At 49.3% G+C, this 15,748-nt stretch carries 15 protein-coding genes and 1 riboswitch; of the genes, 11 read left to right on the top strand and 4 right to left on the bottom strand.

Annotation, left to right across the window (positions count from 1 at the left end):
• Nucleotides 1–89: 89 nt before the first annotated feature.
• A riboswitch (TPP riboswitch) is annotated at nt 90–192 on the top strand.
• A 169-nt stretch (nt 193–361) separates the two neighbouring features.
• From MH144_RS16760 to MH144_RS16730, 7 genes are all read left to right on the top strand, one after another.
• Nucleotides 362–1,123, top strand: a complete 762-nt coding sequence (locus tag MH144_RS16760) for an ABC transporter ATP-binding protein (RefSeq protein WP_239302372.1) — start codon at nt 362–364, stop codon at nt 1,121–1,123.
• Entirely contained in the window at nt 1,110–1,928 is an 819-nt protein-coding gene (locus MH144_RS16755) for an ABC transporter permease (protein ID WP_239302371.1), read from the top strand. Before MH144_RS16760 ends, MH144_RS16755 begins: the two co-directional genes overlap by 14 nt.
• Nucleotides 1,929–2,015: 87 nt before the next feature.
• Entirely contained in the window at nt 2,016–3,083 is a 1,068-nt protein-coding gene (locus MH144_RS16750) for an ABC transporter substrate-binding protein (protein WP_239302369.1), read from the top strand.
• Nucleotides 3,084–3,130: 47 nt separating this feature from the next.
• Entirely contained in the window at nt 3,131–3,943 is an 813-nt protein-coding gene (gene thiM / locus MH144_RS16745) for a hydroxyethylthiazole kinase (RefSeq protein ID WP_239302366.1), read from the top strand.
• Nucleotides 3,940–4,752 carry a bifunctional hydroxymethylpyrimidine kinase/phosphomethylpyrimidine kinase gene (gene thiD, locus MH144_RS16740; RefSeq protein WP_239302364.1) on the top strand — a complete coding sequence of 271 codons (813 nt, stop codon included), beginning with the start codon at nt 3,940–3,942 and terminating at the stop codon, nt 4,750–4,752. The genes thiM and thiD overlap by 4 nt, the downstream gene beginning before the upstream one ends.
• Complete coding sequence (gene thiE / locus MH144_RS16735) at nt 4,752–5,417, top strand: thiamine phosphate synthase (RefSeq protein ID WP_110755687.1); 666 nt, start codon at nt 4,752–4,754, stop codon at nt 5,415–5,417. Before thiD ends, thiE begins: the two co-directional genes overlap by 1 nt.
• Nucleotides 5,418–5,608: 191 nt before the next feature.
• Nucleotides 5,609–6,352 carry a MerR family transcriptional regulator gene (locus MH144_RS16730; protein WP_239302363.1) on the top strand — a complete coding sequence of 248 codons (744 nt, stop codon included), beginning with the start codon at nt 5,609–5,611 and terminating at the stop codon, nt 6,350–6,352.
• A gap of 197 nt (nt 6,353–6,549) precedes the next feature.
• On the opposite strand, the gene MH144_RS16725 is transcribed toward MH144_RS16730, so the two are convergent.
• From MH144_RS16725 to MH144_RS16715, 3 genes are all read right to left on the bottom strand, one after another.
• Nucleotides 6,550–7,032: a hypothetical protein gene (locus MH144_RS16725; RefSeq protein WP_239302362.1), complete on the bottom strand. Its 483-nt coding sequence runs from the start codon at nt 7,030–7,032 to the stop codon at nt 6,550–6,552.
• Nucleotides 7,033–7,269: 237 nt separating this feature from the next.
• Nucleotides 7,270–7,926 carry a deoxynucleoside kinase gene (locus MH144_RS16720; RefSeq protein WP_239302361.1) on the bottom strand — a complete coding sequence of 219 codons (657 nt, stop codon included), beginning with the start codon at nt 7,924–7,926 and terminating at the stop codon, nt 7,270–7,272.
• Complete coding sequence (locus tag MH144_RS16715) at nt 7,923–8,546, bottom strand: deoxynucleoside kinase (protein WP_239302360.1); 624 nt, start codon at nt 8,544–8,546, stop codon at nt 7,923–7,925. The genes MH144_RS16720 and MH144_RS16715 overlap by 4 nt, the downstream gene beginning before the upstream one ends.
• A 426-nt stretch (nt 8,547–8,972) precedes the next feature.
• Between MH144_RS16715 and MH144_RS16710 the strand changes: the two genes are divergently transcribed.
• Entirely contained in the window at nt 8,973–10,712 is a 1,740-nt protein-coding gene (locus MH144_RS16710) for a methyl-accepting chemotaxis protein (RefSeq protein WP_239302722.1), read from the top strand.
• Between the two features lie 83 nt (nt 10,713–10,795).
• Here MH144_RS16710 and MH144_RS16705 read toward each other — a convergent pair whose 3' ends face one another.
• On the bottom strand, nt 10,796–10,960 hold the full coding sequence (locus MH144_RS16705) for a DUF3934 family protein (protein WP_239302359.1): 165 nt from the start codon (nt 10,958–10,960) through the stop codon (nt 10,796–10,798).
• Between the two features lie 308 nt (nt 10,961–11,268).
• Here MH144_RS16705 and licT point away from each other — a divergent pair, with 308 nt between their 5' ends.
• The 3 genes from licT (at nt 11,269) to MH144_RS16690 (ending at nt 15,672) form a co-directional block, all read left to right on the top strand.
• A complete protein-coding gene (gene licT, locus MH144_RS16700) occupies nt 11,269–12,129 on the top strand; it encodes a BglG family transcription antiterminator LicT (RefSeq protein ID WP_239302358.1) in 861 nt (286 codons plus the stop codon).
• Between the two features lie 185 nt (nt 12,130–12,314).
• Complete coding sequence (locus MH144_RS16695) at nt 12,315–14,222, top strand: beta-glucoside-specific PTS transporter subunit IIABC (RefSeq protein WP_239302357.1); 1,908 nt, start codon at nt 12,315–12,317, stop codon at nt 14,220–14,222.
• 40 nt (nt 14,223–14,262) lie between these two features.
• On the top strand, nt 14,263–15,672 hold the full coding sequence (locus MH144_RS16690; protein ID WP_239302356.1) for a glycoside hydrolase family 1 protein: 1,410 nt from the start codon (nt 14,263–14,265) through the stop codon (nt 15,670–15,672).
• Nucleotides 15,673–15,748 lie beyond the last annotated feature (76 nt).

Genomic DNA, 15,748 nt, shown 5'->3' with positions numbered 1-15,748 from the left:
TGGTTTTAACGTTTAACTTTTGCCTCTAAGCCCTCTTTACATCTCGCGGGAATGTGATATATGCTGTTTACACAACTGCATATCTTGAACGATTGCACTAGGGGAGCCTTGCGGCTGAGACGAATGAATGTATTCGGACCCTTTGAACCTGATCTGGATCATACCAGCGGAGGGAAGTGGAGCGGACTTTCAGTTAACGGATTTTTTTCATATTCATATGAACATGAATGTCGGTTGAACTTAACAGGCCCACTCATTTCTCCGGAAATGGGCGGGCTTTTTCGCGTTTACTTACAACAGATCGCAAACAACGTGCATTTTCGTTCAGGCAGTTTTTATTCCAAGGGGGCCAAGGAACCAGATGAGCAACGATGTACAGATTGACAACATGACCTTTACTTTTCCGGATCAGAGACATTCCCCCGTGCTCTCCAATGTGTCGATGTGTGTAAAAAAGGGAGAATTCGTCTCGCTGATCGGCTCCAGCGGATCAGGCAAGAGTACACTCTTCAAGCTGCTGGCAGGCTTGCTTGAACCGACAGATGGCACGATCGAAATTGCTGGGGTGCCGCCAGGACAGCGACTCGGGCGGGTTGCCTACATGCCGCAGAAGGATTTGCTGTTATCCTGGCGGACGGTTATGGAGAACTGCCTGCTTCCTTCGGAGCTTGCCCTGAGGAAGCAGGACAAGGTGAAGCTGCGAGCTGACATTATGGCCGGACTCGACAGATTTGGCTTATCCGGCTATGAGCATGCCTACCCGGACGAACTGTCCGGCGGCATGAAGCAGCGGGTCGCCCTGCTGCGCACCTTGCTGACAGGAGGACAGCTCATGCTGCTGGACGAACCCTTTGGCGCGCTTGACGCCATGACCAAGCGGGAGATGCATCGCTGGCTGCTTGAATTGTGGGAAAACCTCGGCCAAACGGTGCTGTTCATCACGCATGATATAGAAGAAGCCCTGTTACTAAGTGACCGGATAGTCCTTCTCACTCCTGGCGGTCGGCAGCTGCTGGACATGAAGGTGCCTCTGCCCCGTCCGAGACATTCGGACATGGTCTACGATCCGGATCTGATACAGATGCGACAACGGTTGGAGGAACAACTACATGCGAAGCTTTAACGTCAGCAGATGGGTTGCCCGCTATGGCCTGTTCGCTGCGCTTCTCCTTTTGATGCTGGCTGGCTGGGAATGCATCGTTCGATTGGGCTGGGTTCCTTCTTTTATTATCCCTGCACCTACATCAATAGTAAGTTCTCTAGTTGAGCATCGGCGTCTGCTCCTCGGAACCCATCTACCTGCCACATTGATGGAGGTAGCAGTTGGCTTCGGCTTGTCCATCGTGGCTGGAGGCGCTCTGGCAGCGGGCATGCACCTCAGCCGTTCGATTGAAAAGGCGCTGTATCCCTTCATCGTAATCAGCCAGACGATTCCACTGATTGCCCTGTCTCCTGTGTTCATTCTGTGGTTTGGCTACACACTCTGGAGTAAAGTTGCTGTGGTGTTTCTGATCGCATTCTTTCCGATTGTGGTCAGCACCTATGATGGTCTCCGTCAAGGCGACCCGGATCAGCGCGAACTACTGATGACAATGGGAGCAAGCAAGTGGGATCTGTTCCGCAAGCTTAAGGTACCTCTTGCACTGCCCTCTTTCTTCTCAGGATTGAAGATGTCGGTGGTGTACTGCGTGGTCGGCGCAACTATTGGCGAATGGCTCGGAGGCAGCAAAGGACTTGGTTATTTCAGCCGCAGAATGTCAAGCAGCATGAATACCGATGCAATGTTTGCCTCCATTCTGCTGTTATCCCTGCTGGGCATCGGTCTGTTCGTGCTTATTGCCTGGCTGGAGCGAGTCCTTGGATTGAAGCGGAATGCAGACCATGCACGCAGAGGAAAGTCGATGAAAAGACAATCGGCAATGAGATAACAATTGCTGCTCGTCCCTGTCGATCTCTTTGAAACATATCAGCGATTGGAACCAAACAAAAATGAACGAAACGAGGCCCATTTATCCATGAGAAAAAAGAAAATCATTCACATCCTGCTTCCTGCCCTCATCTGTTTATTGCTGATCGTCAGCGGTTGTGGCAATACGGGTGCGAACCCATCATCGTCCGATTCCGATCCCCAGGTACAGGGCACAGACTCAACAACAACCGGATCGTCGTCTGGTGACCATGATTCATTGTCCATCATGCTCGACTGGTATCCGAATGCAGTCCATACCTTTATATACGCAGCACAGGAGAATGGATATTTTGCAGAACAAGGTCTCGATGTGGACATTCAGATGCCTGCCGATACAAATGATGCGCTCAAACTTGTAGCCGCTGGCAAAGTGGACCTGGCGCTGAGCTATCAGCCGCAAATTTTGCTAGCCCGTGGAGAAGGCATTCCTGTACGATCCATTGCCGCTGTCGTTCGGCATCCACTCGTTCATCTGCTGACGGAAACGGACGGAAAGGTGAACTCCCCCAAAGATCTTGAAGGACTGACGGTAGGGTATTCCTCCGTTCCCCTATATGAAGCCATGGTGCGTACGATGATGAGTCAGGATGGCGGCGATCCGGACCGCATGAATTTGGTGGATGTCGGATTTGATCTGATCCCTTCGCTGGCCTCCGGTCAGGCCGATGCGATCATGGGTGGTTTTATCAATCATGAACAGTTGATTCTCGAGAAAGAAGGTCATCCAGTCAAGTCCATTAACCCCGTCGATTACGGCGTGCCGGATTATTACGAACTCGTTCTTACAGCAAGCGACGAGGGAATTGAGGCGAAGAAGGATCAGCTCACCCGTTTCGTCAAAGCGATCCAGGAAGGTCAGAACTATGTGACCGAGCATCCCGATGAAGCATTGAACATCCTGCTCGCACACGAAAATGAGACGTCCCCGCTGGATCAGGAAATTGAAACAAAGAGCCTGGACATTCTGCTTCCGCTCATGACTGAAGAAGGTATCCCTTTCGGCTGGCAGGAACCTTCCTCCTGGGATAACGTGCGGAAGTGGCTGGTACAACGTGAATTGATTCCGGATTCGGTACAGGCCGAGGATGCATTTATCAACTTGCAGGAGAAGTAAAAAGTACAGTTGCTACAAAATAATCGCTTATCAGGAGGGAATTTCAAATGTCATATCTGGCACGCGTTCGTACTCAAAATCCACTGGTTCACAATATCACCAACCTCGTGGTTGCTCCGTTTACGGCCAACGGTCTGCTCGCACTGGGCGCCTCTCCCTTCATGGCCTACGCACATGAAGAGGTAGCCGATGTTGCTAAAATAGCCGGAGCGGTCGTGCTCAACATTGGCACACTCGATGACCAGGTTGTCCAGGCCATACGCCTCGCCGGACAATCGGCCAATGCCCATCATGTGCCAGTTGTACTTGACCCGGTGGGAGCTGGCGCTACGGCCTATCGCACGGATACGGTTCAGATGCTCGTGCGCGAGCTTCGACTTACCGTACTGCGCGGTAATGTGGCGGAAGTCGCCAATGTCATAGGCGAGAACTGGAGCATCAAGGGTGTCGATGCAGGCCAAGGCGAAGGTGACCGCACCGGAATCGCCGAGCGGGCAGCACAGAAGCTTGGCTGTGTTGTCGTTATCACTGGTCGCGAGGATGTCATTACGGATGGGCAGACCACGTTCCTGACGCAAAATGGACATACCCTGCTCACCCAGGTCACTGGCGCAGGATGTTTGCTTAGCTCCATCATCGGTGCCTTTGCTGCGATTGCACCGTCAGGAGAAGAATTGCTAAGCAGTGTTGTTGAAGCCCTTGCCTTCTACGGCGTTGCAGCCGAGATCGCAGCAGAGCGCACAGCCAACCTCGGGCCAGGCAGTTTCCAGATCGAGCTGTTAAACCAGCTTGCGCTGGTAACTCCGGACGTGCTTGCTCAGCGGGCTCAGGTGCGACAGCTTGGCGGTGATCCCCAATGAGTATGGCGCAGGCACTCACGATTGCCGGGTCGGATAATGGCGGCGGGGCCGGCATTCAGGCGGATTTGAAAACCTTTCAGGAGCTGGGCGCGTACGGCTTGTCTGTTATTACTGCGGTTACCGCACAGAATACACTAGGCGTTCAGGGAGTCTATCCGGTTCCTTTGGAAGGTATTGCTCAGCAGCTCGATTCCACAGGTGAAGATTTCCAGCCCGGAGCGGTAAAAACAGGCATGCTTTTCAGTGCACAAACCATTCGCTTGGTTTCTGAGAAATGGCGGCAATTCGGCTGGACCAATCTGGTCATTGATCCGGTCATGGTAGCGAAAGGTGGTGCCCCGTTGCTCCAGCAGGAGGCGGTGCACGCCCTGGTCACGGATCTGCTTCCACACGCATTAGTCACAACGCCGAATATTCCGGAAGCCGAACTGATCACCGGAATGACCATCCGCAATCTGGCCGATCGTGAAGAAGCCGCCAGACGAATCGTGCACATGGGCTCTGCGTATGCTCTGGTCAAAGGCGGACATGCTGAAGGTAACGGGATGATTGTTGATGTGCTCTATGACGGCACGTCCTTTCATTATCTGGAGAACGTACGCATTGTGACACGCCACACCCATGGGACCGGCTGTACGTACTCTGCCGCCATCACGGCCGAACTGGCCAAGGGCTCGTCTGTCCTGGCTGCCGTAACAACCGCGCGAGCGTTCATTCAGGCGGCCATTGAGGATGAACTGGGGATTGGGGCCGGACACGGGCCAACGAATCATTTTGCGTATCAGCGCAGACAGCGGGGTGAGCAGTGATGCGCAGATGGGATGCAGAGGCGGTACGCCAGGCCATGCAGGTGTACCTGGTGATGGGCAGCGTGAATACAACGCTGGACCCTGTGGATGTGCTGCGCCAAGCCATCGCCGGCGGCATCACGCTGTTCCAGTTCCGCGAGAAGGGAACTGGCGCCCTTGCTGGCGAAGCCCGCATCACGCTTGCGATGCGGCTTCGCGAGGTGTGCAGCCAGCACGGGATTCCGTTCATCGTGAACGATGATGTGGAGCTGGCTGTGGCAGTGGAGGCCGACGGCATGCATGTCGGCCAGGACGATGCGGACGCGGCGCTGGTACGCGCCCGCATCGGAGCCGGGCGGATGCTTGGCGTATCCGCCCACTCCGTGGCTGAGGCGCGCCGTGCGGTGCAAGCGGGCGCCGACTATCTTGGCGTCGGGCCCATGTACCCGACGCGGTCCAAGGCGGATGCCCACGCTGTGCTGGGCCCCGCCGGGGTGGCCGAACTGCGCGCCGCAGGCATCGCAGTTCCGGTGGTGGGTATCGGCGGCATTACGCCCGATACCACGGCCGCCGTGATGGCGGCAGGAGCCGACGGCGTAGCCGTCATCTCCGCCATCGCGGGCGCGGCCGATGTGCGCGCAGCGGCTGCGCAGTTCGCTGCGGCGGTGCGCGGGATGCAGGCATAGCCATGCCTCCCTGCACCGCCTCCCCTCACGCTGGGGCAGGGTGCTCCTTCCAGCGTGAATGCCTTACCGTTTTCCCAACATCATTGTTCCATGCTCTTCCGGATGCGACCTCCTGGCTCGCATCTTTTTTTACCTGTTGACTCTCACGTTACGTGACGCTATACAATCGGTGGTGTAAGGAGGTGTTGGTCATGGCCATGAAAGTCAAAGAAGTTGCCGAACTTGCCTCGATCAGTGTGCGCACACTGCATCATTATGATGAGATCGGATTACTGACCCCAGACGAGGTCACTTCAGCCGGGTACCGGCTCTACTCGGATGCCAATCTGGAAACGCTGCAGCAGATTTTATTTTTCAGAGAGCTTGATTTCTCCCTGAAAGAGATCAAAAGCATTATCACCAATCCTTCCTTTGACCGGGAAGAAGCACTGCAGATGCACCGCCGTATTTTGCTGGAAAAGCGTCAGCGACTTGATCAAATGATCGCCACCATTGATCGAAGCGTTTTGCATATGAGAGGAGAGATACACATGACAACGAAAGAACAGTTCGAAGGATTCGACTTCAGTAACAATCCGTATGAACAGGAAGCCAGAGAACGTTGGGGAGACGAAGCTGTCGAAAAAGCTAACCAGAAAATTAAGGGCAATTCTGCCCAAGAACAGAAAGCCCTGTCCGATGAAATGAATGAAATTTATAGACGGCTGGCAGCACTTCGTCACACGGACCCTGCCTCGAACGAGGCTCAAGCAGGAATCGCTGAATGGTATGCCTATCTGAACAACATGGGGAACTATTCCCCGGAGGCTTTCAGAGGACTCGGACAGATGTATGTGGATGACGAACGCTTTACTCGTAATATCGATCAATTTGGAGAAGGCTTGGCCATGTTCATGAGGGATGCGATGGCAGTCTTTGCTGATCGTAAGAGCTAATGCTGTATGCTTTTCTCATTAAATCCGATCTACTCCAAGTATAAAAAAGGGACGTAAGCCAGTAGGCGTTACGTCCCTTTCCCTGTATCTCAGCCGCAATGTGATGGACCCCTTCCGGCCCCTCACTCTGAGTACTGTACATGATATATCCAGTGACTACATTGCACCCTTCTGATTACCGAGACAGTGTTCCCCTATTAAGCTCTTGGCGCTTGATCCGATGACGAAGCTGTCGATGCCAGGCTTGTCTTCGCCATGCGTCCCGGAATCTGCCATGCAGATACAATGGCCAGCACGATGAACAACAGATCGATTGGCTCACTGAAGTAATCTGTGATGGTTGCGAAGAACTCGCGGATGATCTCAACATCAAACGCCAGTTCCATCATTCCGATATCCCCGAACAACTGGGATGTAAAATAGATCACGGTAAGATACTTACCCAGCAAAATGCCGAGAAGTGCGAAAATAACCGCAATGATTTTATGTACCGTTGCAATACGTTTGTTGGAGAACAACACAACTGCGTACCCCGTAAGCGCCCCAATCAAGATGGCAATAAGCCCAACCTCATATTCGGTTGATGCTGCAATTGCTGCCCACACGGCTCCCCCTACAATAGCTGCAATTAACCCACCGATGATCGGCAAGCCAATTCGGATTCCCTGTTTCTCTTCCACGTGCTTATCCCTCCTGAGTCATGCTTATGCTTATTTTCCAGAATTCACCTTTCTTATGAAACCACAAAATGTGACTCCTTTCAACAATTTTCTATTTATTTCTGAAAATTAATAGAAAGAAAGCATGACGATTCGCATTATATATTTCAGCAACGCAAAGATCCCTTCCACCAGCCTTAAGCTGAAAAAGGGATCTTTAATTCCGAATCATTTATAGTCTAAAACTCTGCTGACATCTTATAGTTTCGCTTCTTTGGACGGCTGAGTGACTGCTGCAATCTGTGCCAGAATGGCATCTACCGAAGCCGGATCATGCACATCATACTGATCAATGTTCAGTCGGAGTACCGGACAAGCCGTAAACTGATCGATCCATACCGAATAACGCTCATGCATATGTTCCCAATACGAGCGGTCGGTCTGAATTTCCATTTCACGTCCGCGTTCCGTGATCCGGTTCAAGATGGACGGCAGGCTACCTTCCAGATAGATCAACACATCGGGATGAGGGAAATACGGAGTCATCACCATCGCTTCAAACAAGCTGCTGTACGTTTCAAAATCCGTGGCTGACATCGTGCCCTGATCCGCATGCATTTGCGCAAAGATGCCCGTATCTTCATAGATGGAGCGATCCTGTACGAATCCCCCACCAAGCTCAAAAATCTTCTTTTGTTCCTTGAAGCGCTCCGCCAGGAAGTAGATTTGCAAGTGGAAGCTCCAACGCTCAAAATCATGGTAAAACTTCTCCAGGTACGGATTATGATCGACCTGCTCCAGGGATGTTTTGAAATTCAAACGCTGTGCAAGTGCTGCCGTTAACGTGGACTTACCCACGCCAACCGTACCTGCTACCGTAATTAATGCATTCGCCGGAATGCCATAGTTATTCATGTGATATACTCCTTTACCTGGTTAACAATCTGCCTGAAATGTTCAGGATGCTCCACAAAATCCAGCTGCTCCGCATTTACTTTAATAATGGTTGGCGGGTTGGTACTGTCCGCCAGGTAGGCCATGCCTGTTTTGTAATCCGCGATCAATTGTTCCATATATGCCGGGTCCATGTCCTGTTCAAAGGAACGTCCACGTTTATTAATGCGATACATCAATGTGTCCAGCTCGGCTTCAATGTATAACACCAGATTGGGTTTGGGCAGATCGTCGGTTAACAAGTGATAGATTTGACGGTACTTGTCCCGTTTGGTCCCTTTCAAGGTACGTTCGGCAAAGATCATATTTTTGTAGATATGATAATCCGATATGACGGGAGTATTTTGTTCAATGTAGTGCAGACCTGTGTCTTCCAATTGCTTGAACCGATTGCATAGAAAAAACATTTCAAGCTGGAAGCTCCACTCATCAATATTTTGATAGAAGGAAGCCAGAAAGGGATTCTCTTCTACTATTTCCTTCACCAGCGGAAGGTTTAATTCCTTGGAAAGCATCGTTGCCAGCGTGGTTTTCCCCGCTCCAATCGCACCCTCCACCGCAATAAACGGGGCTGAATTCATCGTGTTCCTGCTCCTCCTCGACCTCATGCGTGTTTCCGTTTCTGTACAGACCTCACCTATTGTATCACAGCCCGTAGCGTCGAAGGCCAGTATTTTATGTAAAGTTAGTCTCTATTAAATAGCCTCCCGCGAATGGCCTGATTACACCATACGATGAAGAGGACTACTTGCATAATGAACACTTCTTCTTGCTCCTATCCCTCTCCAACCTTTATGAAAAACGCGAAAAAACGCTGAAAGTTTTAGTGCTAAAGCATCATTTTATTTTCATTACTAACATTCATATGACTTTATTACGATATATTCCATGAATACGATATGTCTGGAGGTCCTAGAAGAGTCTGGAATGATTCACATATACGAATAGATCAAATTAGCCAGAAAAAGGAGAGAAACAAGTTGTTATCTAAGATTCGATGGAGTACCATGCCTTTCTTTGCCAAAAACCTCGTTATATCTTTCGGTAGTATTATGTTGATCGGAATCATCCTGATTACAGCTGGATATCAGCTGCAGAAAAACGTACTCAGCCAGCAGCTCTATGATCAGGCCAAAGTGACCACCCAGAAGTGGTCGGATGATTTGGACACAGCCAAAGTGCTTGAAGCCATTAATGAAAAAAGTTACGACGGCCCGGTGCAACAAGAACTGCGGGACTATCTGGATTCCATCCATGAACTTTATCCCAATATCGCCCAGACCTATATTTTTGGAACCGAACTGGCGGAAGGCAACCAAACGTCCATCATCGCCATTCCGACCAACCTGGTACAGCCTTTTGAAGAATTAAATCTCGCTGCAGGCTCCATGTACCCACTTCCACAAGAAAACGTCGAAGCACTGGAAGGCATGAAGAAGGACGGACAACCTGCACTAAGCAGCTTTTATACAGATGAATACGGTACCTGGACAACCATTATGTATCCCATCAAGAATGCTGCGGGTGAAATGTACGCGGCCATTTACTTCGATGTCGATGCCAACGCAATCCCAAGTGGTCTTCATAAACTTATTACATACAGCAGCATGTTCCTTGTAGGTTTCCTGCTTCTGTTCATGATCCTGCAATATGTCCTGTTGAAGAAAACGTTAACTCCGATCCGTAACCTGATGAAGGGCATCGATGTTGCCAGCTCGGGAAATCTGGATGTATCCATTCAGACAGGACGAGATGATCTGGGGATCATTAATCAGAAATTCAATACGATGATTGAACGCTTCAATGATACGATGTCCAAAGTCCAACTGACTTCACATCACCTGTCCAACTCCTCCAAGAAATTATTGGAGATCTCGGAAAATAACAATGGCAATATTCAAATGATCAGTACGAATATTCGGGATATCTCCCTTGGCCTTCGCTCTCAGGACCAGGCCTCTGTAGAAAATGCACGTGCCATGACGGAAATGTCCACCGTTGTCCAAACCATCGCGAGCAGTTCTTCGGAGGTTGCCGATGAAGCGCAGAGCATGGAACAGCGGTCCCATTCGGGTCATGAGATTATGCAGCAAGTCATTGAGCAGATGGACCTGATCTCGGGAGCCGTAAAACACACATCCGAATCCATCCAGTCTTTGGAAAACCGTTCCAATGAGATTAGCGGCATTGTAAATCTCATCACTGACATTGCAGGACAAACCAATTTGCTCGCCCTGAATGCTTCCATCGAAGCAGCACGCGTGGGTGAAGAAGGAAAAGGATTTGCCGTCGTGGCAGGAGAAGTACGCAAACTGGCAGAACAATCGCAGCAATCAGCTGATCAGATCCGCTCTTTAATCGACGAGATTCAGCGGGACATCGCGCAGTCTGCCGAAGCTATGCAGCTTGGTTCACGTGAGGTGGAGAAAGGTTCTCAGGTCACACGGGAAACAGGTGAATTCTTCGGCGATATCCTGACGGCCACGAACAAAGTCGCGAATCAGATCCAGGATATCTCCAGTTCGACGGAGGAAATCTCCGCCAGTACGCAAGAGATGTCTGCAACAGCTGATGAACTGTCCGCAAGTGTTAGCAAGGCAGCAAACAGCAGCAAGCAGATTGAACAATCGATCGCTGAACAGGAAGCTTCCATGGCTTCCATTGTCAGTGCTTCGGACGAACTCTCTGCTGTATCCAAGCAGCTGCAGGAGCTGATATCATTCTTCAAAGTTAAGCAAATGAATTAACCGATTATACGATGCCGTTCACAAAAAAAGAGATCTTCCCTTTCTCACGGGAGATCTCTTTTTCTATCTTATCTTGTGCCCACTCACTGGGACTTGTCACTTGAAGTTTCGGCATCGTCTTTCTTCTTCGTACCTTTGCTTTTATAAGGCTTTGGGGCACTTTTTGCCCGATTGGCACTGGCTTGCCAGCGATTCCAGCCTTTTTTGCCGGTACCACGGCCCGTGCCGCCTTTCTTTGCTTTGCTCATGTTATCACTCCATTAATCCTGTGTATGCTTAAAAATGACTGTCCTCGGTCCCTTTTATCGTAACCCAGCCCATCGTATTCACTTCCAGCATTTCTTATTATAACAAAAATAGACGTCTTTACGTCCATTTCCAAAAATGATTCTATTGTTATTCTGTTATGAAAGCGGTATAGTGTACATAATTGAAAGAAGAAGCCGCGTCTTCTTCGGGATTGTTACTGGTAAGCAGGCGATACCCAAATAAAGGCTGTATGATAAGCCTTTGTTTGGGTTTTTTGTTATTATAACGGCAATAGAGGTGAACAACGATGATCATTCGACAGATTTTCAACAATAACGTCATCCGGGCAGAGAACCAGGTGGGTCATGAATTTGTTGTCATTGGAAATGGTCTGGGCTTCAAGAAGAAGAATGGGCAGCCTGTTGATGAGGATAAAATCGAGAAAACCTTTGTTCTCAAATCGGATAAGATCCCCCAGAAACTGATCGACCTGATGGGCGAAACTTCCGTGGAGTATCTAACATTAGCCGACAAAATTGTAGGCTATGCCAAACAGGAAATGGGCGAGATTTTTAGTGACAATATCTATATATCTCTCATTGACCATATCCAATTTGCCATCTCACGGTACAGGAAGTCCGTCGGGCTGAAGAACTCGCTGTTATGGCAGATCAAAAAGTTTTATAAAAAGGAATTCATGATCGGCATGAATGCGCTAGAGTTGATCGATTCACAATTCGGCATTCAGATGGACGAACATGAGGCCAGTTTTATCGCCATGCATTTTGTCAACGCCAGACAGGATGGTCAGGGCATGCAGCAAACGGTTGAAATTACCGAAGTGATCGATGACATTTTCAACATCGTGACCAATCAATATGGCATAACCCTGGATGAAAATTCGTTTAATTATTCCAGGTTTATTACCCATTTGCAATATTTCGTCCAGCGCATGGTGAGCAGTGAACAGGAACAGACGGCGTCTGGTGATAACTTTCTGTATGATCAGGTCAAAGACAAATACGGCAAGGCTTTTCAGTGTACCCAATTGATTAACCATTACCTAGAGGACAAGTTCGAAAGTGCGATGTCCATTGATGAAAAGGTGTATTTGACGATCCATATTCACCGTGTTACTTCCCGAAATGAAATGCAGGACACGGAATAAAAAAAGCTTGCAAACGATTTCGCCGTCATTTATAGTAGGTCTCACAACTTAACGACAAGGATTGTTACTGGTCAAGCAGGCGATACCTAAACGATTGGCACCCCATCCATTTTTGGATGGCCACTGCCCTCCGTTTAGGTATTTTTTTGTTTTCTGGGGCAGTTCTACCACAAAGGAGAATGAACATGGATCATAAAAAAATGGGAGATGACATCGTACGCCTCGTCGGCGGTGAAGCTAATATCAACGGACTTGTCCACTGTGCGACCCGGCTGAGGTTTAACCTCAAGGATTCCAAAAAAGCCGAGCGCGAGACGCTTGAAAAACATGATGGTGTGATTACCGTTGTGGAAAGCGGTGGACAATTTCAAGTTGTGATCGGGAGTCATGTTGCTCATGTATATGCAGAGATTATGAAGAATCGGGATTTTGGAGGAGAGTCCTCCTCCACTGCAGAGACAACAGGTGAAAAAACCTCGGTCTTATCCAAAGTTTTTGAAATTATCTCGGGAAGCTTCTCTCCGTTAATTCCGGCCATGGCGGGATCAGGCATGTTGAAAGCCCTTCTGACCGTTCTAACCATGCTTGGCTGGATGTCAGACACCAGTGACACCTATCTTATTTTATCCGCAGCCGGCAATGCCGTATTTTACTTTCTCCCCATCTTCCTCGGCATTACGCTGGGCATGAAGCTGAAAGCCAACCCTTATGTCGCCGGGGTCATCGGTGCTGCCCTGCTGGAACCGAACTTTACCGGATTGATGGACAAGGGTTCTGATGTATCTTTCTTGGGCATACCTGTCGTCATGATGAACTACTCAGCCAGTGTATTTCCGATATTCATCTCCATCAGCATCTATGCCCTTCTTGATAGGCTGCTGAAGAAAATCATTCTGAAGGATTTGCAATTGTTCCTGGTTCCGATGATTGCCCTCATGATTATGGTTCCTCTGTCTGCAATGGCCTTTGGTCCATTTGGCACCAACGTAGGAGACTGGATTTCCTCTGGTGTAACGTGGCTCATTGACGTCAGCGGGATATTATCAGGGATTGTCCTGGGTGGATTCATGACCTTCATGGTCATCTTCGGTCTCCACTGGGGATTCACTCCGATCACGATCCAAAATATCGGGGTTGGCGGAGATCCAATCGAAGCGATGGCTGCTGCAGCCGTATTTGCCCAAATCGGTGTTGCATTCGGTATTTTCCTAAAAGCCAAAAAAGATAAAACACTCCGCACGCTTGCAGGCTCAACAAGTCTTACGGGATTGCTCGCAGGTGTGACGGAGCCTATCGTATACGGGTTGGTCCTGCGTTATAAACGCGTCATCCCAATCGTTGTCATCGCAGGTGCAGTCGGTGGTGCCATTAATGGACATTTTGGCGTTAAAATGACGGCATATGTGTTCCATAATATTTTTGCCATACCGGTGTACACACCAACCGTAGTTTACGTCATTGCAATTGTTTGTTCCTTCGCCATTGCTGCGGTATTGACCGTCATGTTCGGATACGAGAGCAAAACCAAGCCCACGGTAACAGAAGTTAAGGATACGAATGATACGAACACAGGTGCAATGTCCGAAAGTAAAACGAAAGAAGTTCCTGCTGCTCCAGAGGTAAAAACTGCCGAGGTCAAAAAAGAGCAAATTCATAGCCCACTTACAGGCAAAGCTGTTGCTTTGAGTACGATCAACGACCCTGCCTTTTCCTCTGGTGCTATGGGCAAGGGACTAGCCATCGTACCCGAGATTGGCGAAGTTGTTTCTCCCGTGGATGGCGTAGTCACTTCACTCTTCCCAACGGGACATGCCATCGGGTTAACGACCGGCGCCGGCACCGAGATTCTGATTCACATCGGGATTAATACCGTTGCGCTAAAAGGCAAACATTTCACTCCTGTCGTGCAGGAAGGTGACATCGTCAGACAGGGCGATCTGCTCATTCAATTTGACATCGAACAAATCAAGCAAGCCGGGTACGAAACCGTCACGCCAGTCATTGTTACCCTTACACAACACGAGGTGGATGTATTCGAAACACCCCAGGAACACGTACAGAAAAATGATGTCCTGCTCACTCTTGTTGTCTGATCAGCATACTTATTCCAAACTCAACTAGGAGGAACGAACAATGAAGCATACTCAACTCAAACCATTTCCCAAAGACTTCTTCTGGGGAGGTTCAACCTCAGCCTATCAAATCGAAGGCGCCTGGAATGAAGATGGCAAAGGTCCTTCCGTTATAGACATGGGAAACCATGTGGAAGGCGTAACCGACTTCAAGGTGACCAGCAATCACTATCATATGTATAAGGAGGATGTGGCCCTGCTTGCCGAGATGGGTTTCAAAGCCTATCGCTTCTCCATCGCCTGGACGCGGATCTATCCGCAAGGTGCAGGTGAAGTTAATCCCAAAGGACTTGCCTTCTATGACTCATTAATTAATGAACTGATTAAATACGGTATTGAACCAATTGTGACCATGTATCACTTTGATCTACCTTACGCGCTGGAAGAGCAAGGCGGCTGGTCCAATCGGGCAACAATCGATGCCTTTGAGCAATACGCCAGAACCCTGTACGAGAACTACGGGGACCGGGTCAAATATTGGCTGACCATTAATGAACAAAATATGCTCATCCTGCATCCTGGCTCTTTGGGCACACTGGATACCACGATGGTTGATCCGCAAAAAACACTGTACCAGCAAAATCATCACATGCTCGTCGCACAAGCCAAAGCCATGGTCCTATGTCATGAGATGCTTCCAGGTGCCAAGATCGGTCCGGCTCCCAATATTGGCGTGATTTATCCGGCAAGCTCAAGACCGGAAGATACCCTCGCAGCCGATAACTATGCAGCAATCCGCAACTGGCTCTATCTCGATATGGCCGTATACGGTCGCTACAATCACATTGCCTGGAGTTATCTTGAAGAGAAAGGATATACTCCGGTCATTGAGGACGGCGACATGGATATTCTGGCTCAGGGAAACCCTGATTTTATTGCTTTTAATTACTATACTTCGCAGACGGTCGGCGAAAGTCTGAATGATGGGAATGATTTCTCCCACACAGGAGATCAGCACGAAATTGTGGGCGAACCTGGTGCATACCGAGGATCTGTGAATCCAAATCTGCAGAAGACCGAGTTTGGATGGGAGATTGATCCGGTAGGCTTCCGCTCTACTCTTCGCCAGATTTACTCCCGTTATAACCTGCCATTGATCGTTACAGAGAATGGTCTGGGCGCTTTTGACAAGCTGGAAGAAGGTGACGTGGTTAACGACCCTTACCGCATTGAATTTTTCAATAAACACATTGAACAGATTCAACTGGCCATCACGGATGGGGTGGATGTATTTGGTTTCTGTCCTTGGTCTGCGATCGATCTCGTGAGTACACATCAGGGATCCAGCAAACGTTATGGATTTATCTATGTGGACCGCGAGGAATTTGATATTAAGGAGTTAAGACGTATCCGCAAACAGAGCTTCTATTGGTATCAAAAGCTAATTGAGACAAACGGTGAAGTGCGTTAATCATACCAAAAAATAAAACCAGTCGGTTACACAACATAACATGTGTTACCGACTGGTTTTTAGCTTTACATTGTAT

It is taken from the genome of Paenibacillus sp. ACRRY (genome assembly GCF_022346995.1).
In the GTDB taxonomy this organism is placed as follows: Bacteria; Bacillota; Bacilli; order Paenibacillales; family Paenibacillaceae; genus Paenibacillus.
Note: the sequence above shows the minus strand (reverse complement) of the source record. Positions and strands in the feature narration are given on the sequence as shown.